We start from the raw sequence: 22,414 nt of genomic DNA on the forward strand, positions 1-22,414 counted from the left end.
CTTGTTAATGATGTGAAGGGGAGACGCTATGCATGATTCATTAACCATCGCGCTGCTGCAGGCGCGGGAAGCGGCGATGTCCTATTTCCGCCCCATCGTGAAGCGCCATAACCTGACCGAGCAGCAGTGGCGCATTGTGCGCGTGCTGGCTGAACATCCGTCGATGGATTTTCACGATCTGGCGTTTCGCACCTGCATCCTGCGTCCCAGCCTGACCGGCATCCTGACGCGGATGGAGCGCGACGGCCTGGTGCTGCGCTTAAAGCCGGTGAACGACCAGCGCAAGCTGTACGTATCGCTGACCAAAGAGGGAAATGCGCTGTATGAACACGCCCAGGCGCAGGTCGAAGAGGCGTATCAGCAGATCGAGGCGGAATACACGCCGGAGAAGATGAAACAGCTGACGGCGCTGCTGGAAGAGTTTATTGAACTCGGAAACCGGCATAACGCAGCGCGGGAAGAAGAGTAAAAACCACAAATTCCAGGATGATTTTCGTAAAGTTTTCCCTTTCCAGGCCGAAAATTCTGTATCTGTCTGAGGAAAGAGAAAACATGTTAAACCGTATCAAGATTGTCACCAGCTTAATGCTGGTTTTAGCGATATTTGGCCTTTTACAACTCACGTCCGGTGGTCTTTTCTTTAATGCCCTTAAGAATGACAAAGAGAATTTCACCGTCCTGCAAACCATTCGCCAGCAACAATCCACGCTGAACGCCAGCTGGGTAGCATTGCTGCAAACCCGTAATACCCTGAACCGTGCGGGTATCCGCTACATGATGGATCAGAGCAATATCGGCAGCGGCGCGACCGTTAACGATTTGATGCAAATCGCGTCTACGTCTCTGAAACAGGCGGAAAAAAACTGGGCTGCCTATGAAGCCCTGCCGCGCGATCCGCGTCAAGGCGATGCGGATGCTATGGAGATCAAGCGTAACTATGATATTTACCACGGCGCGCTGGCGGAGCTGATTCAGCTGCTGGGCGCGGGCAAAATCAACGCCTTCTTCGACCAGCCGACCCAGAGCTATCAGGACGGTTTTGAGAAGCAGTACGTGAGCTACCTGCAGCAGAACGACAAGCTGTATCAGGCGGCGGTCGAAGACAGCAACAGCTCCTACAGCCAGGCTATCTGGGTGCTGATTAGCGTCCTGATTGCCGTGCTGGTGGTGATCGTGGCCGTCTGGCTGAACATCAAGCAGACGCTGATCTCCCCGCTGAATCGTCTGATCGACAACATTCGCCATATCGCCAGCGGCGACCTGGTGAAGCGCATTGAGGTTCAGGGCACCAACGAGATGGGTGAACTGGCCGACTCGCTGCGTCATATGCAGGGCGAGCTGGTGCGTACCGTTGGCGACGTGCGTAACGGCGCGAATGCGATTTACAGCGGCGCGAGTGAAATCGCGATGGGCAACAACGACCTCTCCTCCCGTACTGAACAGCAGGCCGCTTCCCTGGAAGAGACCGCTGCCAGCATGGAGCAGCTGACGGCGACCGTTAAGCAGAACGCCGAGAACGCTCGTCAGGCAAGCCATCTTGCGCTGAGCGCCTCCGAAACCGCGCAGAAAGGCGGTAAAGTGGTGGATAACGTGGTGCAGACCATGCGCGATATCGCGGGCAGTTCGCAGAAAATTGCCGACATTATCAGCGTGATCGACGGCATTGCCTTCCAGACCAACATTCTGGCACTGAACGCGGCGGTAGAAGCGGCGCGTGCGGGCGAGCAGGGCCGTGGTTTTGCGGTGGTGGCAGGTGAAGTACGTAACCTGGCCCAGCGCAGCGCCCAGGCGGCACGCGAGATCAAGAGCCTGATTGAAGACTCCGTGGGCCGCGTGGAAGTGGGCTCAACGCTTGTCGAAAGCGCCGGTGAAACCATGGGTGAGATCGTGAATGCGGTAACACGCGTCACGGACATCATGGGTGAAATCGCCTCTGCGTCTGACGAGCAGAGCCGCGGTATCGACCAGGTGGGCCTGGCGGTAGCAGAGATGGATCGCGTGACCCAGCAGAACGCCTCGCTGGTTGAGGAATCTGCCGCAGCGGCGGCCGCACTGGAAGAGCAGGCGAGCCGTCTGACTCAGGCCGTAGCGGTATTCCGCATTCAGCAGGAGCAGATGAAAGCGCGCGAATTCGCTTCTGCGAAAACCGTTGCAGCACCGGCGATGGCGCGTAAAGCGGTTACCGCTGATGCAGGTGATAACTGGGAAACCTTCTAACGCCGTTTGTTGTGCCGGGTGGCGGCTGCGCCTTACCCGGCCTACGGTTCAGGGTTTTGTAGGCCCGGTAAGCGCAGCGCTACCGGGCGATATTACAGAGGCAGGCGCATGGCGCAGCGCGTTTCATACGCGAAGCCGTGCGCTGTCTCTTCTTCCCTTTTCCGACGCAGTTCAGGCGTCAGCGTCGTCATTTTTTCAAACCCCAGCCGAGCATAGAACGGCGCATTCCACGGTACGTTCCTGAACGTCGTCAACGTCAGCGCTGTCAGCCCCCTTTTACGTGCATAGTCTGCCACGCAGGCGATGAGCTGCCTGCCGATCCCTTCTCCCTGCCAGTGCAGATCGACCGAGAGTTCGACAATAAACAGTGATGACGGATGGGCTTCGGCGAGGATAAACCCGACGGGCTGGTCGTTTGCCAGCGCCAGCCAGCTTAGCCCGCGTTCGACATAGCCGAGGTGTTGGTCAGTGGAAATGACCTCGCCATCGGCAAGCCAGGCGAGTTCCGGGTCTTCACGAAAGCGCTCCCCCGCCGCGCGTTCAATGGCGGACAGGGCGGCAGCGTCGTTGCGGGTGGTAGGGCGAATGCGAATAGTCATGGCGGCAAGTATAGCCTGACCCGTCGACATTATTCCGAGCAGATCAGCACCGGCGAATAGAAATTGCTGATCACCAGCGCGTCTTCCGGCGTGCGCTCTATTGTCAGGAGCCTTTTATTGCCCAGCGTCAGGCCGGCAACGTATTTTTCAAAGACCCCGGGCGGCATGGCGTCATGGCTAAAACGCTCCACTTTTTGAATAGCAATCTCATACAGTTCGCCCTCCACGTGACGCCATTTAAACATCTCCTGGCGGGAAACCTCCCAGCTGCGCGGGGCATTCACTACGCTGCCGTTAACCGTGATGTACCCCGTTTTGTCGGGATGAAAACGCATAATGATCTCACCGTCAAAGGTGAAATCGTGGCTGTCGCGCCGGTCGGAGAAGGTCAGGTTTCCATCGCAGGCCACCGACAGCGGGGGCGTGTGAAAGTACCACGCCGTCACGGCGCCCAGCAGCAGCAGGTTGAGGAACAGGATTAGCCAAACTTTTTTGTGTCTCATATCACCACTCGTAATAGTAAAGCGTACGACAGGCGCTGGCTTTACCCCGCGTGAGGGAACATTGGGAGAGCACCAGCCGCCCTTCGTGGCCGTAGAAAAGCGTTCTCTGAATGTGCATGTAGAAAATTGAATTTTTCAGGCACGGAAGATGGCCGTCCTTCTGAAGCGTTTGCGCCAGCGTTATTGCCTTCCCGTGAAATACATCCGCCAGCGGCGTAAAGGTGTAGACCGGGCAGGTGCCGATATGCGTCAGCAGATGGAGCTCCTTTTGTGAATTTTCTGGCTTGATCAGCGCGATCCAGAGGCATAGCGCAACGACGACCAGCGTGAGCGCGCCGCAGAACAGCCATTCCGGGCGAACGCGCCATGCAGGTTTTGCCGTTTCGGCGGTCGGCGGGGCCTCCTCCAGCGGGGTGACCGTGACGTCTGCGCTGAGCATAAAGCCCGTTTTCGGTACGGTAACGATAAGCAGCGCGTCGGGAAGCAGGGTCGCCAGCATCTTGCGCAGAATGCTGATGTACTGGTTTAAGGAGTTGTTAGATCCCTGGAGCCCTCGCCGATCCCAGACTTCCTGGAGAAAGGTTTCCCGTTCAACCACGTTCCCATGATGCTGAACCAGCAGCTTCATGATGGTATTGGCCGTACAGGTGAGGAGCTGCGCATCCTCATCCGGCGCATTGATAAGAGAAACAGAACCGTCCTCGTCGTTATAGACGATGGCGTCAGCAAGCAGGTATTTCATAAGTTGTTGTAATAAAAACAGAGATAAAAAATAAAAAGAGAAGGTCTACGCCTTCCGGGCTGCATTGCTGGCTATTTTAACGCCACTGTTACCGATAACATTGATCCAGACAGGATTTTGGGTGGTTTAATAAGTCAGCGTGATAATCACGTCATCAATAAATTCCCCGGTACCGGTTAGCGGCTGTGCCGGGACCTCGCCATAAACGGTGTAGTTCTGGGTGCCGCCAGCGGGATTAGTGACCTGCAGCGCATCGCCGCTGCTTCGATCTCCCCAGCGTTGCGTGGCCGCCTCATCCTGCCAGAGCCCGTAGCGCAGGCACTGGCCCTCGCTGTTGCAGAGCTGCCGCTGGTTACCGCTGGCATGGTTGCCTTTGCCCATGGCAAGGGTGAACGCGGTTCCGGCCGGACAGCGCGTGGTGAGGGTGGCGGTGGAACGCGTCGGACGCAGGGTCGCGGTGCTGGTCAGGGTGCCGAAGTTAAGGGGCGTCACGCGCTCGATGTAGCATCCCTGGCTGATCTCGGCCTGAGCGCTGGTGCCGCCCTGCACCTGCTCCCGCTCTGCGGAACCGTCCGAGCAGTTTTGCAGGGCATCCTGACGCAGGGCGCTGTGCCAGGCGATACGCAGATTCATGTTGTAGTTGTAATAGTGGTAGGCCGGAAGCTGGCTTTGCCCTGCCGGAATGGTAGCGATAAGGGGAAAGGTACCGCTGACGTTGGCATTGCTTTGCGCGGCCAGAGTCTGCTGAATCAGGTTCCCGCTGCTGGCAGGCCCCAGCTCCTGAGAGTGCGCTGCGCCGTTCAGCAGGCGGAAGAGGAGGGTGTACTGTTTCCCCTCCTGATCCCCCGGCGAGATCATCTCAAAGGGCGGGGCGTCTACGCTGCTCAGGCAGACGTTGAGATATTCTGTCCTGCCCTCATTGTCGGCCTGGCAGCTAAATTTGACCTCGGTGTTGACGGAGGTGGTATTGCCCGCCACGACGTTGCCAAAGTTAATGGCGGGCATGGAGGTTATCCAGCAGGCCGCCGCCATCGCCTTCACGGACAGGACGAGCAGCAATAATAACGGTGCTCTTAATGACACAGTTGTTCTCCGATATTCTGTATAGATGACGCGGTACGGGGCGCCGGAAGCGTGACCCGGCACGCTCCCTCACCGGTTTTCACCACCAGTTCACCCGGCAGGGGCGGATCTTCAAGCCAGATAAAGCCATCGCGTCCCACGATGGTGGCACCCTGCGGCATTGACACGACGCTGCCCAGCGGGAGCGGCCTGCGGCGGCTGTCGACCAGCCGGGCCTGAACCGTGACGGCGTGATGGACGTTAAAATCGACTTTGACCGCGCTGCTGTTGCCCGGCCTGGCATGCATGTCGGTGACGGGGGCGATCACATCGGCGGGCAGATCGAGCGGGTTAATGCTGACTTTGCTGTTGTGGTAGCGCGGCAGGTCGGTCAGCAGGAGATAACCGTCCTCATCCGTTTCACCGGCCGGGCGGTTTTCCAGCATCACCGGTACGTGCCCAATACCGTGCGTGGAGACCAGCGCCATGCCCTGCTGGATGTAGCGCAGCGCGTGCAGGCTGCCGTCCAGCAGCGTCAGGCTACCTTCGGCGGAGGCGTACTGGTTGCCCTGGCTGGCACCCTGCTGCAGCCCAACGTGCCATTCGCCCGCTCGGCCCAGATAGCCTACGTCCGCATATCTTTCACGTCGTTCGCCAAAACCCTGGCCCAGCTCCCATGACCAGCCGCCGGCCTCATCGTCCGGCTGGTGGCGGTAATCCATGCGCGGCGTATCCCGGCTGGCCTGAGCGGAGAGCGTGTCCTCGCGACCCAATGGGACGGAAAGCAGCAGCTGAACGTGGCTCGACGCGTCCGTAAACGAGCGGGTATAGCTCAGCGTGGTGGAGATGTGTGCCGGCAGCGACACCGACCAGGAGGCGTTGAGGTAGCGCTCTGTGCTGCCCTGAATGTTCTGCTGTACCCAGCCCGCGCCCACGGTGCCGAAGTGGGGAACGGACTGGCTTACCCACACGCTGTCGCTGCGCCTGACGGGCGCGGCACCGCTCATGCGGGCGTTGTCGGCGAAATCCGCCCCGGTACGGACGGTGCTGGCAGAAATGCCCGTTCCTCTGCCGTTCCACTGCCAGCCGAGGCCCCACTGAACGCCCTGCCCGTAAGGGCTGTCGCTCACGGCAACGTGCTGGCTGACCACCCCTACGGCGGGGGAGACCAGCCAGTCAGCGCCCGTACCCACGTTGCGCAGCCTGCGCTGCTGCTCCGTATGCAGCGCCAGCGTCAGGTGATTATTCACTCCATAGCGCCAGCCCGCGTCCAGCAGCGGCGAGGCGGCATAGTCGTCGGAGTGCAGGGCGTAGTTTTCCCGCATCCAGCCGATGTCCAGCGAACCGCTGCTGAGCCCTTCCGCCAGCATGCCCGGGGCGCCGTAGAGATCGAGCTGTACGGCGCGACGCTGACCGTTGATATCGGTAATCACCACCTCCGCCTGCCCGCTGCCGGTGAAGGACGGCAGGGTATCCAGCAGAAAGTCTCCCGGCGTGACGCGCTGGCTGCTCTGCTTAAGTCCGTCGATATATAGATCGACCGTGGAAGGCAGCACGGCCGTGTCGCTGTAGCGGCTGCGCGGTTCGGTATTGAGCTGGGGATTAAGCTCAAAGTTACGTGCCCAGTGCAGCCCGCCAAAGCGTACCTGCCGGCTCCAGCGGGTGCCGGTGGTGATGCTGTCGCCCAGCGCCAGCGTTGTCAGCGAGTCGGTGTTGTCCCACTGCCAGCGGGTTTCGAGACGGGTGTGGGTAGGCCGACCGGCGCTGTTTTCCTCCCCGGCATGGCTTGAAAAACTGCTGCTGAACGTTCCGGGCAGCCCTCCGGAGGCGGTCAGCATGGTCTGGGCGTTAAGCTGGCGCTTCCCCTGCGCGTCGCTGGCGTAGAGCGCGTATCCGAGCGTATAGGCGCTGACGGGCTGCGCATCAGGATAGCGGTACATCGGCGTGGGCCTTGAGACGGTCAGATGCTGCTGGCCCTCGAGCGCCTCTGCCTCTGCGGTAATCGACACCTGCTGGGACAGCGCGTCGAGATTGACCTTCAGGCCCGGCAGGGAGGTCAGCTCAACCCACTCTGCGCGATCGTCCGGGGCGTGAAGCCCCAGCTTTTTCATGTCGCTGCGGCTTATCCATAGCGCATTATCCACCACCCGGCAGGCCCACAGCTCGCCTCGCGGAGCGTGGTTCACGGTAATGGCCAGCCATTGTACGGTGTCGGCGGGTTCAGTCCGGGCTGACAGCATGAGCGGTAGCCAAAACAGGAGCGCGAGAAGCGAGCGGGCGCAGGGGTATCTGGCTGGCATGATGGTCATCATTGAGATAGACGCGCAGCGAGCTGAGCGCGTGTCGTGAGGGCTGCTTGAGCGATAAAAGGGCGATTTGTCCCGGGAGCACATAGCCCGCCAGGCCTTTAATCGACCCTACAACCTGCCCATCGGCCGTCAGGGCCTCAAGGTGGCTCAGGCGGATATGGCGGTTTCCGGCGTTAAAGCAGCGGAGAGTGGCCGGTATGTCTGCCTGCTCACAGCTCAGGGCATCGTGGCTGGCTGGCGCGCTCTGGTTCCCGGCAATAAACACCGGAATCGAGTAGCGCAGCAGGAAGTGCACCGCGGTGGGATTGGCGGCGCGGGACGTGGCGTCCGGCAGTTCGTCGATGACCAGCCGGTAACTTTGCTCCTTTGCACGGTTGCCTGGCTTCATGACGATAATGCGCACCAGCTGCTGCTGGCCCGGCGCCAGTGATGTCATCGCCGGGCTGGTGACCACCTCCCCGGTGTTCACCAGAACATCTTTACCGTTTTTTTGCGTCCATTCGTACACCCGAATCTGCGCATGGATGGCCGCTTTCCCACTGTTAGTGAGATAGACCGCCGCTGCCCGCTGGTCGCTCTGCAGATCGAGCGTTACCGGGGCCACCTGAAGCGTGGCGGCCAGCGCGTAGCGTGACAGCAGCGCCAGCATCATGAGCCACAGAATGAAGCAGGGAAGGTAGCGACGCACGATCAGTACTCCAGTTTTAACGTGATATCGTCGCTGTAGGTACCTGCCTGGGCGGTTGTCAGCGCCCCGGCTTCAATGACGCCATACAGGGTTTCCTCCTGTTCCGCACCGTTGCCGGTATCGTCCAGGCCATTCGTGCCGGTGATTTGCGTCTGTTTGCCTTCGTCGGCAAAGAGTTTCCACGCAATCTTCTGTGCGCCCGTTTCGCCGTTTTCCGGCTTCAGCCAGAAGGTTCCATTTTCCCCGTCGTTGCTGGTGGCGGTGAGGGTGAAAGGCGTACCGTTGGTACAGACGATATCGACCTGCGTTTTGGCCTGGATTTCGCTCGACTCATCGGAGCCGTGACGTGAGAAGTTGAGGTCGTTGGCTTTTAGGGTGCATGACTTTACGACCTCAAGTGATACGTGCATCGTCGCGCTTGCGCTACTGTCTGCGGCGATCGCAGCAGCAGGAAGCAGGAGAACGGAACAACATGCAACGGTGGGAATAATTTTCATGATTTTATTTCCTGACGTGAGTAACAGTGGAATTACAAAGCGAATGACTGAGCGTCCAGCAGGCAGAGTTTTCGATGGAATTCCGCCAGGCTGTGGCAGCAAAATTTGTTCATCGCGTTACGCTTGTGGGTGTAGATCGTTTTAGGGGACTTATTCATGATTTTTGCGATGCGAACCGGACTGAATCCTTTATGGAGCAACATGCAAACCCGTCTCTCCTGATACGAGAGCATGGCGGCGTTTTCGAAGGCGAATGTCGTGTCGCTAAAACAGTGGCTTAGCTGCGCAAAAGAGAGGTTGTCCGCGACCACTCGGACCCGCTCGTTGCGCAGGAAGGCGTGAACGTCGCAGACCCGCGCTGCATCCGTAAATACCAGCCAGTTCTCTCCAGCGTGTGTATTGAGTAGCCGTTCCTGCAGGCGCAAAAGCCCTTCCGGATTAACGTCATGGATCCAATACATCTCCGGGCGAGGGGTAACGGCCGTCGAGATCAGCGAAGTGAGGCCAAGCCATAAAAACGTATTCCCGCTCAGAACGATAACCTGATAACCAGCATTCAGAATGAAAGGGGTCATTTTCTACCCCACAGATAGCCCTGGCCGTAATCGGCCGCGCTGGCGCGGGCCAGCGCGAAATCACCCGCGGTTTCGATGCCTTCGATCAGTACCTTGCTGGCGACGCGCTTGCACTGGCGGGTGAGATGCAGAAACTTTGCCTGCTCGGTCCGTCCGTTCCAGAAGGTATGTTTGTCAATTTTGATGCCGCAGAAGCGGATCTGGCTGGTCAAAAGTTCGGGAAGAAGGTCTTCGCAAACATCGTCTGCCCACACTTCTATTCCCCACTGATGGAGCGTTGCGATGCATTTCCTCAGCGCCCGGCTTTGCGTATCGTCGAGTTGTACCATCGTATGGAGATCGGTGACCTCGATAGCAAGTCTCTCCGGGCAGGGTGTTTCTTCTTTGAGCCTGTCGAGGAAGTCCGTTTCCAGCAGTAAATCCGATGTCGCATTGAGGTAATACTTGTCGCCCTCTTCGCAAAACATGGCATGACGAAGCTGCGCAAAGAAGTGCGCCTTACGCTGCGTCGAGGACATCGCGGCAAAGTAGTCTTCAAGATCGACGTGGGGCTTTGCCGTGGACAATACCTCCCAGGCAATCACATTTTCGCTGCGCAGTGCCCGGATGGATTCGAACTTATAGCCGGTTAGCATGATAAAAGTGCGTAACGCTCCGTGGTGATTTCAGGAGCTGCACATTTTATTGATTTGGTTTTTGGCGGGATATTTATAGATAAAAATGGTTTATATAAAGTGTTTTTATCTAATTTATAACACTTATAAAGGATTATTTATTTTCATAAGCGCCCGACAGAATGCCGGGCGCAACGCGCATTAACCCGCTTTGCTGATGATTTTGATTTCGACCATGCCAATTCCGATCTCGCGCGGTGAATGCCCAAGGATATTTCCCTCATTCGTGGACTGAGGGTCCGGTGGCACGATCACCAGGGTATTGCTGCGCGAAGGGTTCTCAAAATGTAGCGTGTGCGTGCTCACGTCGTATCCAAGCGTTAACGTCTGTTCCCGATCCCCCACGCGCACGGGTACGGGCTTGTTAGCATTGGGGCCATACGCTCTGGCGGTGATCACCAGGTCGAACTGTTCCGGCAGTGGATGGGCGTATTCAATTTTCACCTCATTGCCCAGCTGCGCGTTGGACCAGCGCCCCCAGGACTCCGGACGCGAGATGCCGCTAAACTGCTTCACTTCTTCCGGTGCGCCGGCCACGTTAAAGATAAAGCTATCCGCTTTGTAGCGAATATCGTTATCGCTGATTTTCAGCATGTCGATGTTGTGCTGATAGCGCGCGGTATCAATCATCGTATCGTTGAACGCGGTTTTGCCCTTCCACTGCGCCTTATCCACGTGCTGCACGGTTTGCTCCCCGCCGAGCTGACCCTGAGAGACGCACCAGTCGGTAGAAAGCGCCAGCGGCTGCGACCAGAGCTGGCCCATTTTGTAGCATCGGTCGACCCAGACAAAATTATCGCGTGGCGCGAAATCGGCCAACTGATAGCGCAGCGGCGCGGAATATTCGCTTTCCGGCAGCGGCTCAACGCGCCCTTCCGACACGCGCACCAGCAGCGGCAGACGGAAGCTGCTGCCCGAGAAGGCAATCGTGTTTTTATCCCGATCGACGGTGAAGTCCTTCATCTCTTTCGGGAAATTCCACAGGCGGATAATGTCTGGCTTCCAGGCGAGGATTTTATCCTTCATGTTGAGGAACACTTCCGACAGGGACTGCCCCGACAGCGTGCTGCGGCCAAGGCCAATAAAGTTGTCGCCGCCCAGAATGTCCAGCACGGTTGCGCCGTTATCCATGGAATTGCGTTTGGTGGCGATCACCTCCTGCTGCGGCTGGTCACCGCGCAGCACGAAGAACAGGTTGCTGCGATCCTGCTTATTGAGCTGATCCCACGCGCTGTTTTTCATCGCCAGATGGTCAGACGAAACGACGATGACGGTGTTTTTAAACCAGGGCGAGGCTTTGATTTTCTCGACCAGCGCGGCAATGTGTTCCTGACTGCAGGTGACGGCGCTGAAAGATTTGTTGTTTTTGCCGTCCACGTCATAGCTTTTGCGTTTGCAGCTGCGCGAGACAAATCCGTCCGGATGATGTGTGTCCACCGTCAGCGCAAAGAGAGAGAAACGCTTGCCCGCGCGGGACAGCTCCTCGAATTTCTTCCAGGTTTCGTCGAGTACCGTATCGTCATAGAAGCCCCAGTCGTTGCGGTAGCTCGGATCGGCAACCGTCGTTTTTAACTCTTCTGAGCCATACAGGTGGTCAAAACCGTGGGATTTCAGGAACACATCTTTTCCGGCAAAGCGCAGGTTTGCCCCCTGCACAAAATAGTTTTCGTAGCCGGAATTTTTCAGGATATCGCCGAGGCAAATATTCTGCGGGAAGAAGGTCGACATGGAGGCTGAGGCGTTACCTTCAAAAGGCGCGAACAGCGGAATACCGCACTGGGAGGCAACCATCCCGGCAATCGTATAATCCGTACCGGGCAACTGCATGGTGTGGCTGAAATCGAGCCCTTCATTTTTCAGCGCACCCAGGTCCGGCGTCAGCTCCGGGAATGCATCGTTATCAAAGTACGTGCGTTCCAGGCTTTCACCGTAGATATAGACCAGGTTGAGCTTCGGGTTGGCGATCGTTTTCGACGGTTCTTTGTAGTAAGCCACGAAATCCGGATCGCCGTCGCGCGACTGCGATTTCACCAGCTCGGTGATCTGATGGAATGCCGGGCTGGCGTCGACGGAGGCCAGCGCCAGGAATAACGCCAGCAGGCTGTAGCCATGATGGTGCGGATGATGGCGACGTCGACGCAGCACCCAGGCCAGTGCGCCAAATATCGTCACCAGCGCGACGATAAGGCCCAGCCCCGGCAGAATGTACTTGCCCACACCCGCGCCCGTCAGGCTGTTCGTCAGCGTGTAGAGTACCGCATCGTTAATACCGTCACCGGTAAAGTAATCGCTGGCGTATAAGGTAATGTTTAAAATAATAAAAATGCCGAGCACCACCAGCGTGGCGATAAACCACCAGGTGTTACGGCCGGCTTTCCACGCGTAAACGCCGACAGAAGCCAGAAAAAGGATAAGAGACATGAATTCAGACAACAGCATATCCTCGTGACGCCAGATAATTCGCTGGCTAACTATTTATTTTTTGGGTCATACAATGTAATTGCGATGTCGTTAAGCTGCAATTTTAGTGTCACGAAAGTGTGCTGTTGTTAGGATTTGGTTTAGAAAATCGTTTTTATGAAGACGTGCACATCCTGACAAACGGACGCTGAGGCGGTGGCAGGTGGGGAAAACGCTCATTTAGCGCCGCGCTGCAAGACTATCGCATTAAACGCGGCGTGTTGTGGCAGAAAATGGGATGGATCAGGAGATGAAATTAACGCCTTGTTTCAGCACCAGATCGCAGGCTTTGGTTTTCACCTGTTTTGCCAGAGAAGAGTTGCCGAGGGTGCTCAGATTCAGCTGCTGCCCGTTTTGTGCGTTAAGCAGGCCCTGAATGCCGTCCATATAGTTGGTGTCCGCTTTTTGCTCCTGGGTATCCAGACCCAGTTTACCCAACACCTGGTTTTTCACGTTTTGCGCGTCGGTCACGGAGGCCAGCTTTTGCTTCGCGCAATATTCCAGAATCCCCGCCGCGTTGTTCATCGTGCCCGCACTCAGACTCTGGGAGCTGTTGCCCAGCAGGCTGGTAAGAGAAGAGGCGGAGAGTCCACCCTGAGAGCTGCTGCTCTCTTTGGTCAGCTCATTTGCTGCGCTTGACAGGGACTCCTGCCAGGACGCCGCTTGCACTGCGCCGGTCACCAGCAGCGCGCCTAAAAAGGTGCTGATTAGAATCTGTTTTTTCATTATGGCTCTCTCAAAAAGGTCCGTTTTGGGCCGAGGGGTTCCAGTATATACCTATGCCCTGTCGGCGATTCCTGGAACTGTCTTAATACTCTTTGCCGGTGACGCGGCTGCGGTAGCTTTCCCAGTCGAAAATGACATACAGGCTGTTACCCAGCTTCATGCGGTCCATGACGCGTTCACCTAATAAGCGGGTCATTTCGTCGATGTTATGGTTCGTCAGCATGCCGGTGGGGCGTTTGGACGAGGAGCGGCGATCGACAATCTGGTTGATGATCACTTTTTCATAGCGGGATTCCGTCTGAACGCCAATCTCGTCGATGACCAGTAAATCGACATTGCTTAAATCATTAAGCAATTGCTCTTCACTGGTTTCGCGGTTGCTGAAGGTGTCTTTCATCGCGGACATGATATCGGCCACGGTGATGATAAGGACCGATTTACCGCGCAGAAGCAGCTCGTTGCAGATGGCGGCAGCAAGGTGATTTTTGCCGGTGCCCGGCTTGCCGCTAAAAATGAAGCTGGCGATATTGCCGTCGAATTCATCCACGTACTGACGGGCGGCGGCAAGGGCGTTCATCTGCCCGTTGGTCTCAATTTTATAGTTATCGAACGAGCAGTTCTGGTGCAGGGGACGGATACCGGAACGGTTAAAGGTGCGCTGCATTTTCATTGCCCGATTTTCGCGGGCAAGCGCGGCGGCGCGGATCTTACCTTGCTCTTTTTGCCACGCCAGCAGCTCTTCTCCGGTGGTGAAAGCAGGCTTCACGTTGGCAGGCATCATTTTTTGCAGACGTTTCATCAGGTCGCCGACGTTCTTCATTTCGCACCTCGGAATCCGCTGGGGATCTGTTTATCCGGTTCTGAAAACGCGTTGATGTCGCGTTTTGGCTGGCCATTGTTGCCGGCGCGGGTAATTTGCAGATGACGCGCGAGCTTTTGCTGCCACTGAATATGGGTGAAGATTTTCCCTTCCGCCTGCCACCAGGCAGTAAACGCGGCAAGCTCTTCCGCGGTGACCGGTTGGGTTAACGCAATCCCCCACAGCGCGGCCTGCCGCTGAAAATCCGCATCCGGCTGCCAGCCCGCGTACAGGGCAAATTTTCCCATTGGAACGGTCACGGGAACGTTGACCGGTTCATCAAAGAACTGGTTGTCCAGCGTGACATCGCTCGCCGGGCGTGACAGTTGCGCTTCAATCTCCAGAAGCTGTGCCAGGCGTTCCGGCGTGATTGCGTAGAACGCCGGCGCGTTGTCGGCAAAAACGGCTACCGTGCCGCCTTCGGCGTGGGTCAACACACCGCGTGGGTCGCGCATAAAGGCATCAATGCCAGCAATGCTGGTGGTCAGAATTCTGGAGGACATAACGCTTACTCTACTGATTACTACGGGCGTGATATGGGCTTATGGTAGCACAGAGAGGGGAAAGGGAAGGAGGGGATTTCCCCGGTGGCACTGCGCTTACCGGGGCTACAGTTGTAGGCCGAATAAGCGCAGCGCCATCAGGCAGTTATCACGCAATGATGTTCAGCGTGACGTCGATGTTGCCGCGGGTCGCGTTAGAGTACGGGCAAACAATGTGTGCCGCATCGACCAGCTTTTTAGCTTCCGCCGGATCCATACCTTCAACATGGATGTTCAGCTTTGCTTCGATACCAAAACCGGTTGGCAGCGGGCCAATCCCCACTTCGCCTTCAATATAGGCATCTTTTGGCAGGGTGAATTTGTCGCGTGCGGCCACGAACTTCATCGCGCCCAGGAAGCAGGCAGAGTAGCCCGCAGCAAACAGCTGCTCAGGGTTAGTCACTTCTCCGCCCATGCCGCCCATCTCTTTTGGCACACCCAGTTTGACGTCCAGTACGCCATCGGAGGAGGTGGCACGGCCGTCACGGCCACCGGTGGCTTTTGCTTTGGCGGTATAAACAACTTTTTCTAAAGACATGGCAGGTTCCTCATCTTGTTTTGATATGTGCTATTAAATAGCGTGCGATATATGTGGGTAAATAATAACGCGTAAAGTATAGCGTTACGCGCGGTGTAGCTGTTGTCGCAAAAGTTCGAGCTGCTGTTTGAGCGCCAGCAGGGTGTCAGTATCACACTGCGCTGCGCAACCCACCGCATCGGGAATACCCAATGCCTGCTGCTGGAGCTCACGTCCCGCTTCACTCAGGGTGACGGCGACCTGACGTTCGTCTTTACGCGAACGGTGACGGTTGATTAGGCCGGCACTTTCCAGCCGCTTCAACAGCGGCGTCAGCGTCGCAGAGTCCAGAAACAGCCGTTCGCCGATGTCCGACACCGTTATGTCATCCTGCTCCCACAGCACCAGCATCACCAGATATTGCGGGTAAGTCAGGTTCAGCGGTGCCAGCAGCTGCCGGTACAGCTTATTAAGCGCCAGATTTGCCGAATAGAGAGCAAAGCAGAGCTGGTTATCCAGCTTGAGCGCAGCGGTTGCGTCGTTCGTTTTCGCGTTCATGAGATGAATATAGATAGTGTGCGATTTAATTGCAAGCAATTTTATGGGCAGGTGTAACGGAGCGCTACCTGAACGGCCATTTTGCGGTAGTGCTCGCGCTGAGCCTGTTCGTCTGCGCCATCTTCAAACAACAGCGTAAAGGTGTAGCTGTTGGCAACGTAGTGAAAGCTGAAGCTGCTTATCAGGCGGTGAAGATCGCGGGCGTCAACGGTCTGGCTGAATAGCTGTTTTTCTTTGCCCCGGTGCAGGATGCCCTCCAGCAGGTCGAGCGCGCTACGGTTGACCTGACGAAGATAGTTCGACTGCTGCATAAAGCGGCCGCGCTGCATGTTTTCCATGCAGATAATACGGATGTAATCCGGATGGTCGGCATGATAGTCAAAGGTAGCTTCAACCAGATTGACCAGCGCTTCGACGGGAGGCATTCCCGCCAGGCTTAGCGCTTTTTCACTGGCGCGAATCTGAGTGTAAACATGTTCCAGGACCAGGAGATAGAGGTTCTCTTTATTCTTAAAATGGTAAACCACCATGCGTTTGGTCGTACCCGCTTTCTCCGCGATCTGCTCCATGCGGGCACCGTTCAATCCATACTCGGCAAAAAGCGCGATGGCGCTCTGAAAGATTTTCTCTTTCAGGCTAGATTCTTCGCTGTGCTCGGGGTGTTCGCTGCCAGGGTTAGCCACATCCTTTCCTTATTTTCACCAAACGGACCAGAAGGATTATCTCCACGGCAGCGAAATAACACAAATATCAAACGCGTGGGCGTTTGCGGTACAGCCACAGCCCGGGGATCGACAGCCCGATAGAGAGCGCGCCAACGATGGACGACGCCTTAAGAAAGTTGCTCAGGAGGAGGATCATCTGAGGTTCGGTGTAGCCAAAATGGCTGATTTTCACCGCGGAAATCATCGCTGTGTACGCAGATATGCCCGGGAACATCGGGATAACGGCGGCGACGGTGAACACTTTGGGATGCGCCAGATACCAGCGCGACCACTGGATGCCGATACTGCCAACCAGCATGGAAGCCATAAATGTTGACCATTCGATGTTAAAACCCGCCGTCATCATCACCATTCGCGAGCCATGCCCAATCGCGCCCAGCAGTGCACACCATGGCAACGCGCGTTGCGGAACGTTAAATACCATCGCAAATCCGACGGCAGGAATGGCGGCCAGAAGCATGTCCTGTGCCAGCGCCAGCAGAAAATCTATCACGCCCATCCGCGTAACCCCCAGAGTGTCATGGCCATGACCACGCCGATGCAGGTCGCCAGCGTCAGCAGGCTGGCAATAGCCCAGCGTGCCAGACCTGTATTGATGTGCCCTTTAAACATGTCGGCGACGGCGCTTATCAACGGAAAGCCCGGGACCAACAGAAGCACGCTGGCGGCCATAGCAATCGTCGGGGTGCTGGCAAACTGCGGCAGGCGCAGCAGCAGACCGGAAACCGTGGTGGCGACAAACGCGGTAATACAGAAGTTAATTTGCGGATGCAGCTGTCGGTGCGTCAGCAGCTGGCGAACATACATGGCGATGCTGCTGGCGAAAAAGGTGACGATCGCACCGTCCCAGCCGCCTTTATTGAGCTTACAAAAGCAGGCGCACGACAGCCCTACCATCAACACGACAAGCCAGCGCGGATAACGTAATGGCTTAATTTGGCTGAACCTTTTTTCAATCTCCCGAAGTTCGAGAAGCTTATGTTCAGCAAGGATGACGATGTGCTGCACTTCGGTCACGACGTGCATGTTAATGCCACGGTCATGGTTTTTGCGGGTGGAGGTCAGGCACTGACCGTCTTTGATCGTGGTCAGCACAATGGCGTTGGATGAAATAGCGCTTTCAACGCTATCCATACCCAGCGCCAGTCCCAGTCGGGTGGAAAGCTCCTCAACCAGCGCGCTTTCCGCGCCGTGCTGGAGCAGAAAAAGACCGCACTGGATACATAGCCGCGTGATAGCACGCTGCGTTGACCGATCTGCCTGCATGTATTGTCCTGAAAAAGGGTGAAAGTTGCCGGTTGGCCCATAGCGATTACTTTTAACACAAAGTGCAGTGTCTCTTGCTGTGGGTCAGATCAAGGTTTATGCAAACAGTTGCCGCCCCTTAGTGCGGAGGAGGTTGGGATTAATTTATCATTTTCATGAATAATTAATATTGAAAGATAAGTTATTTATATTTAGTTATTCTAATTTTATATTGTAGTTATTTTAATGGCACTGCAATTAAATTTAGTTTCGCTTTGTGAGATATTACTGCTGTTTAGGCATTTCTTATACTAAGAATACATCTCATCTTCTGCTTGTATTAACCTGCATTTCAATCAGGGACAAAAATACTCATACGTTGATGCGTTTTAATGTCACTCATCAAACGAAGAATGGACACGGAGGGTCTATGTTGTCATTGCACGGTAAGCATAGCGTTATCATTAGCCGGATACCTGTGATGCAAAACGGGTTAGGGGGCGTGATGACTCGCAATTTCCCCGATTTTGAATTGACCTATTGCAGCTCATTGCAGGAGTTAACTCTGCTCCAGTTACGCCGCGCTGACGTCATCATTGCAGACATTTCAGGCGAATACTGGAATCCTCGGGGCGCGCTCGAAGAGTATTTCAGTTTAATGAATCAATACCGGGATATTCACTGGATCTTTTTAGTTTCGCGACCACTTAACCCTATTGCCGTTGAGTTACTTGTGCGCCCTGAAAGTACGTTGCTTTCTGATATGGAACCTATTGAAGGCTTAGTTAACGCTGTACGGGCAGGACGAGAACGCGCAGAGCGGGTAAGCCAGATGTTGTTAACCCCGGAACCTCTAAGTTCAGAGGAGGAAAACGAACATCTTATCGCTCTCACGCACTCCGAACGCAAGGTACTGAGACTTTTAGGTAAAGGATGGGGGATCAACCAAATCGCTACATTGCTCAAGAAGAGCAATAAAACCATCAGTGCGCAGAAAAACAGTGCGATGCGACGACTTTCATTACGTAGTAATGCAGATATGTACGCCTGGATAAACAGTTCACAGGGAATGCGAGAGCTGAGTTTGATGTCAGCCTATGGAGAGTTCGAAGAATGGAAAAAACCGATTCAACAAGCCATATTGCCATCGTCGAAAATTGCACGATGAGTGCTGTTGGGCTACAGCATCTTTTTGCGATGCCCGGCCTGAATCATTATCAACTGCATCTGTTTAGTGAATTTGACAGCTTTAAGAAAGCACTTCAGCACGTCAATTTTTTCTCGCTGATCTATTCCTATTCCGATGCTCGGGAAAAGCGTCGTAGCTGCCTGGCGCACCTGCGGGATTTTGCGTTTACGCATGGTCATATCCAGCGCATCATCCTGGTTGCAGACGAGATGGAAGCAAGATTAATTAGCCATCTTTCCCCGTCACGCCTTCACGGTGTGGTTAGTAAATCGCTGACGCTTGAGCACCTGCAGAAGGAACTCATGGTGTTGTTGAGTGAAACCTTGCGCATCAATGACAATATGATGAATCACTGGTACCGGAGTCAAAGCAGAATGTTAAGCCCAACGGAAAGGGCAATATTGCGTTATATGTCTTGCGGGTATTCCATTCCTCAAATCGCGGCACGGCTTGAACGCAATATTAAGACCATCCGGGCGCATAAGTTTAATGCGATGGTGAAGCTGGGGGTGAACTCTGACGTAGGGTTGCTCGATGCGGCAGATATTATTACCCACCTTTCGGCAAGAGAACCGCGAAGTCCGACGCTTAGCAAGCCGACCTTTTTATAACCTGCCTGTTGCGCGCCAGACAGTCTCTGGCGCATCAATCAGATGCAAACATCCACCCATTTTGCGGAAGTCAGCTCTGCCATTCTGTCAGGTGAGATACGCACAGCGCTGTGAATTGCGCCTGCGGCGGGCAGCACTTCGGCGTACTGCTTTAACGAGACATCGCAGTAAACCGCGAGCGGGTTTTCCAGGCCAAACGGGCACACGCCCCCAACGGGGTGACCAGTTATGGTCACCACTTCATCACTGCTGAGCATGCGCGCTTTTGCACCAAAGGTGTCTTTCAGCTTTTTGTTATCCAGACGCGCATCGCCTTTCGCTACCACCAGAATCACCTCATTTTTCACCTTTAGTGACAAGGTCTTGGCGATTTGTCCCGGTTGCACACGGTGGGCGGCAGCAGCCAACGCAACGGTAGCGGTACTCTGGTTAAGTTCAATGACGTCTATATCCGGCGCGTTGTCGGCAAAAAACTGCTGTACAGACTGCAAACTCATTGTTTCCTCCTGACAAATATCCTGCGTAATCTGTCATAAGAATTTATGCTCTGTAAATATCTCTTCAGTAACAAATATACCGAACGGCTGATTTCTGGATCCTCTTCACAATCACGGAAACCGGTTACAGTAACCGGTTGCAGAGCGTGATGCGTCGATTAATACTGAGTACGTAACGTCCCCTGTATCTAATAATAAGAGCAAATTATGAAACCATTCCGTCTTAGCAGTACTACTGGTACACAAGCCAGCAAGGTTGTGAAGGTGATTTATGGAACAACGTGCGGCGCAAATGTGCCCGTAACAAACGTCTGACAGGAGATCTGCCATGTCTGCCAACCATGCTGCGTTTAACCTGATATTCCGTTTTGTTGAAAATTACGTCAGCCCGATTGCCGGGCGGATTTCTTCCCAGCGTCATGTGATGGCCATTCGTGATGGGTTCATCTCCGCGATGCCATTCATGATTGTGGGTTCATTTTTGTTAGTGTTCGCATACCCGCCGTTTTCGCCTGATACCACCTGGAGTTTCGCCCGCGCCTGGCTGGATATGGCGAAGCAGTTTGAAGGTCAGATCCTGACGCCGTTTGATATGACGATGGGCATTATGTCCATTTATATCTGTGCGGCCATTGCCTATAACCTTGGCAAACACTATGTCAAATCGCACCAGTTAGACCCGTTTATGTGCGCCATGCTGTCGCTGATGGCATTTCTGCTGGTCGCGGCACCGAAAACCAAAGGCACGCTGCCTGTCGACAGCCTTGGTGGAACGGGGATTTTTACCGCGATTCTGGTGGCGATCTACTGCGTTGAGATGATGCGTTTCCTCAAGGTGCACAACATCGGTATTCGCCTGCCAGACCAGGTACCTCCGATGATCAAAAACTCTTTTGATCTGCTCATCCCTGTGCTGGTGGTGGTCTTGACGCTTTACCCTCTGAGCCTGGTCATTCAGTCTCAGTTCGGCATGCTGATCCCGCAGGCCATTATGTCGATCTTTAAACCTCTTGTTTCCGCAGCGGATTCCCTGCCTGCGATCCTGCTGGCCGTGTTGATTGGTCATCTGTTGTGGTTCGCCGGGATCCACGGAGCCGCCATCGTCTCCGGGATGCTTCAGATGTTCTGGCTCACGAACCTCGGCGCGAACCAGACCGCTCTGGCCGCCAGCCAGCCTCTTCCGCATATTTTTATGGAGGCGTTCTGGACGTTCTTTATCGTGATTGGCGGGTCGGGCGCCACGATGGGGCTGGTGATTTGCTATCTGCGTAGCCGTTCAGCGCATTTACGCTCTATCGGGCGTTTGAGCGTGGTACCCAGCTTCTTTAACATCAATGAACCTGTCATTTTCGGTACGCCGATTGTGATGAACCCGGTGTTCTTTATTCCGTTCCTGCTGGCACCGATGGTAAATGCCGTGCTGGCCTGGGCGGCGATGACGTTTGATCTGATTGGCCGCGTCATCTCAGTAGTCCCCTGGACAGCACCGGCGCCAATAGGTGCAGCGTGGGCTTTGGGCTGGGATTTCCGCGCGGCTATTCTGGTTGTTGTTCTTGCCTGCGTATCGGCAATCATCTACTTCCCGTTCTTCAAAGTATACGAGAAACAGCTGCTGGAGCAGGAAGCGGAAGAAGCGCAGCGTAACGCGGAAGAGGACAATCAGCAGGTGGCATAGGTAAAAGCAAAACGGCAACGCACGTTGCCGTTTTTAGTGTTTGTTCCTTCTTCCCGTGGGAGAGGGTCAGGGTGAGGGCATCAGGCCGGGCCCGTTTTTAGGTCCGGTAAGCGAACCGCCACCGGGCAATTCACTGCTCTACTTCAGCGTACAGTCCCCACACTGCTTAACGTCCGGCAGGCGATAGCGCTGGCAGCAGGTGCGGCGAACCAGAAGCCCATCACGGAGCACGACGGTGCGGAATAGCGGGTTGTCACGGCCATCGGAAAGCCGTTTTGCAAAGAAACAGGACTGACGCAGGGCATCAACGTTCTCATCACCAAGCAGAGGCTTCATTTCCGTTAAATACCAGTGGATTAAATAGCCCGTATTGCTCCAGATAAGCTTTGCGTTAATCTCTCCCGTCGCTTCAAGCACTTCCACCACCGGAATCAGGGCCTGGATGATAAGCTGCTCCATACGCTCCTGAGCCGTCAGGCGTTCAGCGTTCTGGTCTTCGTGGAGATCAATCCAGAAACAGGCCGCACGTCCGGTTTCGTGGAACTCGACGTGGAAATTATCCGGCGAGAGTTCCAGCATGCTCTTCTGTGTTAACAGCGCCAGCATCAGCGGTGGCACCATCAGCCCGATATACCACTGCGCCCAGAGAGAGAGCAGGGGTTTATTTTCCCGCGTAAGGGTGGGCTGATTGCGATAGATATGGTCGGAATAGGTAGCCAGCAGAGACTGCAGTTTTGTCGGGTGACGCCACTCTGAGAGCGTCATGGCGTGATTCGGGTGCGCTTCATCAAGCCTGATGAAGTCCAGCAGGTGGGCGCGCGTCTCCGCAATCTTATCCCGTATGGCATCCGCAAGCGAAACATTCCCGCTGGTGAGGGGCGCTCGCCAGAGGAGTGGTTCGATGATGTGTGCGGTATGCGTAGCCATAGTATAGATAGAAATCT

General features: G+C 55.4%; 25 protein-coding genes. 5 read left to right on the forward strand and 20 right to left on the reverse strand.

What is annotated here, in order from left to right:
• The first annotated feature begins 28 nt into the window (after window positions 1–28).
• Together hpaR and tsr are read left to right on the forward strand one after the other, a co-directional pair.
• Window positions 29–469 carry a homoprotocatechuate degradation operon regulator HpaR gene (gene hpaR / locus USH94_RS08960; RefSeq protein WP_023334396.1) on the forward strand — a complete coding sequence of 147 codons (441 nt, stop codon included), beginning with the start codon at window positions 29–31 and terminating at the stop codon, window positions 467–469.
• 83 nt (window positions 470–552) lie between these two features.
• A complete protein-coding gene (gene tsr / locus USH94_RS08965) occupies window positions 553–2,217 on the forward strand; it encodes a methyl-accepting chemotaxis protein (protein ID WP_111964166.1) in 1,665 nt (554 codons plus the stop codon).
• A 92-nt stretch (window positions 2,218–2,309) separates the two neighbouring features.
• Here tsr and USH94_RS08970 read toward each other — a convergent pair whose 3' ends face one another.
• The 18 genes from USH94_RS08970 to USH94_RS09055 all read right to left on the reverse strand — a co-directional run bounded on the left by USH94_RS08970 (window position 2,310) and on the right by USH94_RS09055 (window position 17,519).
• Complete coding sequence (locus USH94_RS08970) at window positions 2,310–2,816, reverse strand: GNAT family N-acetyltransferase (RefSeq protein WP_111964114.1); 507 nt, start codon at window positions 2,814–2,816, stop codon at window positions 2,310–2,312.
• A gap of 29 nt (window positions 2,817–2,845) precedes the next feature.
• The gene (locus USH94_RS08975) at window positions 2,846–3,319 is read right to left on the reverse strand and encodes a hypothetical protein (protein ID WP_023615762.1); all 474 of its coding nucleotides are present in this window, start codon (window positions 3,317–3,319) and stop codon (window positions 2,846–2,848) included.
• Between the two features lies 1 nt (window position 3,320).
• On the reverse strand, window positions 3,321–4,061 hold the full coding sequence (locus USH94_RS08980) for a winged helix-turn-helix domain-containing protein (protein ID WP_111964113.1): 741 nt from the start codon (window positions 4,059–4,061) through the stop codon (window positions 3,321–3,323).
• A gap of 126 nt (window positions 4,062–4,187) precedes the next feature.
• Window positions 4,188–5,144, reverse strand: a complete 957-nt coding sequence (locus USH94_RS08985) for a spore coat U domain-containing protein (protein ID WP_111964112.1) — start codon at window positions 5,142–5,144, stop codon at window positions 4,188–4,190.
• Window positions 5,135–7,423, reverse strand: a complete 2,289-nt coding sequence (locus USH94_RS08990; RefSeq protein ID WP_258525032.1) for a fimbria/pilus outer membrane usher protein — start codon at window positions 7,421–7,423, stop codon at window positions 5,135–5,137. The genes USH94_RS08985 and USH94_RS08990 overlap by 10 nt, the downstream gene beginning before the upstream one ends.
• Complete coding sequence (locus USH94_RS08995; protein WP_111964110.1) at window positions 7,344–8,120, reverse strand: molecular chaperone; 777 nt, start codon at window positions 8,118–8,120, stop codon at window positions 7,344–7,346. The genes USH94_RS08990 and USH94_RS08995 overlap by 80 nt, the downstream gene beginning before the upstream one ends.
• A gap of 2 nt (window positions 8,121–8,122) precedes the next feature.
• Window positions 8,123–8,617 carry a spore coat U domain-containing protein gene (locus tag USH94_RS09000; protein WP_111964109.1) on the reverse strand — a complete coding sequence of 165 codons (495 nt, stop codon included), beginning with the start codon at window positions 8,615–8,617 and terminating at the stop codon, window positions 8,123–8,125.
• 32 nt (window positions 8,618–8,649) lie between these two features.
• Window positions 8,650–9,192: a helix-turn-helix transcriptional regulator gene (locus tag USH94_RS09005; protein ID WP_111964108.1), complete on the reverse strand. Its 543-nt coding sequence runs from the start codon at window positions 9,190–9,192 to the stop codon at window positions 8,650–8,652.
• Window positions 9,189–9,827 carry an EAL domain-containing protein gene (locus USH94_RS09010; RefSeq protein WP_111964107.1) on the reverse strand — a complete coding sequence of 213 codons (639 nt, stop codon included), beginning with the start codon at window positions 9,825–9,827 and terminating at the stop codon, window positions 9,189–9,191. The genes USH94_RS09005 and USH94_RS09010 overlap by 4 nt, the downstream gene beginning before the upstream one ends.
• Window positions 9,828–10,007: 180 nt before the next feature.
• Window positions 10,008–12,299: a phosphatidylglycerol--membrane-oligosaccharide glycerophosphotransferase gene (opgB, locus tag USH94_RS09015; RefSeq protein ID WP_111964165.1), complete on the reverse strand. Its 2,292-nt coding sequence runs from the start codon at window positions 12,297–12,299 to the stop codon at window positions 10,008–10,010.
• A 270-nt stretch (window positions 12,300–12,569) separates the two neighbouring features.
• Complete coding sequence (locus USH94_RS09020) at window positions 12,570–13,052, reverse strand: DUF2501 domain-containing protein (protein ID WP_111964106.1); 483 nt, start codon at window positions 13,050–13,052, stop codon at window positions 12,570–12,572.
• Window positions 13,053–13,134: 82 nt separating this feature from the next.
• Window positions 13,135–13,872: a DNA replication protein DnaC gene (gene dnaC, locus USH94_RS09025; RefSeq protein WP_014168503.1), complete on the reverse strand. Its 738-nt coding sequence runs from the start codon at window positions 13,870–13,872 to the stop codon at window positions 13,135–13,137.
• Complete coding sequence (dnaT, locus tag USH94_RS09030; protein WP_111964105.1) at window positions 13,869–14,414, reverse strand: primosomal protein DnaT; 546 nt, start codon at window positions 14,412–14,414, stop codon at window positions 13,869–13,871. Before dnaT ends, dnaC begins: the two co-directional genes overlap by 4 nt.
• 148 nt (window positions 14,415–14,562) lie before the next feature.
• Complete coding sequence (locus USH94_RS09035) at window positions 14,563–14,991, reverse strand: organic hydroperoxide resistance protein (protein WP_111964104.1); 429 nt, start codon at window positions 14,989–14,991, stop codon at window positions 14,563–14,565.
• An 84-nt stretch (window positions 14,992–15,075) separates the two neighbouring features.
• Window positions 15,076–15,528, reverse strand: coding sequence for a MarR family winged helix-turn-helix transcriptional regulator (locus USH94_RS09040; protein ID WP_111964164.1), 453 nt, complete (start codon window positions 15,526–15,528; stop codon window positions 15,076–15,078).
• A 41-nt stretch (window positions 15,529–15,569) separates the two neighbouring features.
• Entirely contained in the window at window positions 15,570–16,211 is a 642-nt protein-coding gene (locus USH94_RS09045; RefSeq protein ID WP_111964103.1) for a TetR family transcriptional regulator, read from the reverse strand.
• Window positions 16,212–16,278: 67 nt separating this feature from the next.
• Window positions 16,279–16,752, reverse strand: coding sequence for a threonine/serine exporter (locus tag USH94_RS09050; RefSeq protein ID WP_020885295.1), 474 nt, complete (start codon window positions 16,750–16,752; stop codon window positions 16,279–16,281).
• On the reverse strand, window positions 16,743–17,519 hold the full coding sequence (locus USH94_RS09055) for a threonine/serine ThrE exporter family protein (protein ID WP_111964102.1): 777 nt from the start codon (window positions 17,517–17,519) through the stop codon (window positions 16,743–16,745). Before USH94_RS09055 ends, USH94_RS09050 begins: the two co-directional genes overlap by 10 nt.
• Window positions 17,520–17,928: 409 nt before the next feature.
• On the opposite strand from USH94_RS09055, the gene USH94_RS09060 reads away from it, so the two are divergent.
• A complete protein-coding gene (locus USH94_RS09060; RefSeq protein WP_111964101.1) occupies window positions 17,929–18,666 on the forward strand; it encodes a helix-turn-helix transcriptional regulator in 738 nt (245 codons plus the stop codon).
• The gene (gene bglJ, locus USH94_RS09065; RefSeq protein ID WP_111964100.1) at window positions 18,663–19,298 is read left to right on the forward strand and encodes a DNA-binding transcriptional activator BglJ; all 636 of its coding nucleotides are present in this window, start codon (window positions 18,663–18,665) and stop codon (window positions 19,296–19,298) included. Before USH94_RS09060 ends, bglJ begins: the two co-directional genes overlap by 4 nt.
• Window positions 19,299–19,336: 38 nt before the next feature.
• On the opposite strand, the gene USH94_RS09070 is transcribed toward bglJ, so the two are convergent.
• Window positions 19,337–19,795 carry a YbaK/EbsC family protein gene (locus USH94_RS09070; protein ID WP_111964099.1) on the reverse strand — a complete coding sequence of 153 codons (459 nt, stop codon included), beginning with the start codon at window positions 19,793–19,795 and terminating at the stop codon, window positions 19,337–19,339.
• Between the two features lie 328 nt (window positions 19,796–20,123).
• Between USH94_RS09070 and USH94_RS09075 the strand changes: the two genes are divergently transcribed.
• Window positions 20,124–21,470, forward strand: a complete 1,347-nt coding sequence (locus USH94_RS09075; protein ID WP_111964098.1) for a PTS sugar transporter subunit IIC — start codon at window positions 20,124–20,126, stop codon at window positions 21,468–21,470.
• Window positions 21,471–21,608: 138 nt separating this feature from the next.
• Here USH94_RS09075 and fhuF read toward each other — a convergent pair whose 3' ends face one another.
• Entirely contained in the window at window positions 21,609–22,397 is a 789-nt protein-coding gene (fhuF, locus tag USH94_RS09080; protein WP_111964097.1) for a siderophore-iron reductase FhuF, read from the reverse strand.
• Between the last annotated feature and the right edge of the window lie 17 nt (window positions 22,398–22,414).

This window comes from Enterobacter sp. 148H3 (genome assembly GCF_034107425.1).
Taxonomy (GTDB): Bacteria; Pseudomonadota; Gammaproteobacteria; order Enterobacterales; family Enterobacteriaceae; genus Enterobacter; species Enterobacter vonholyi.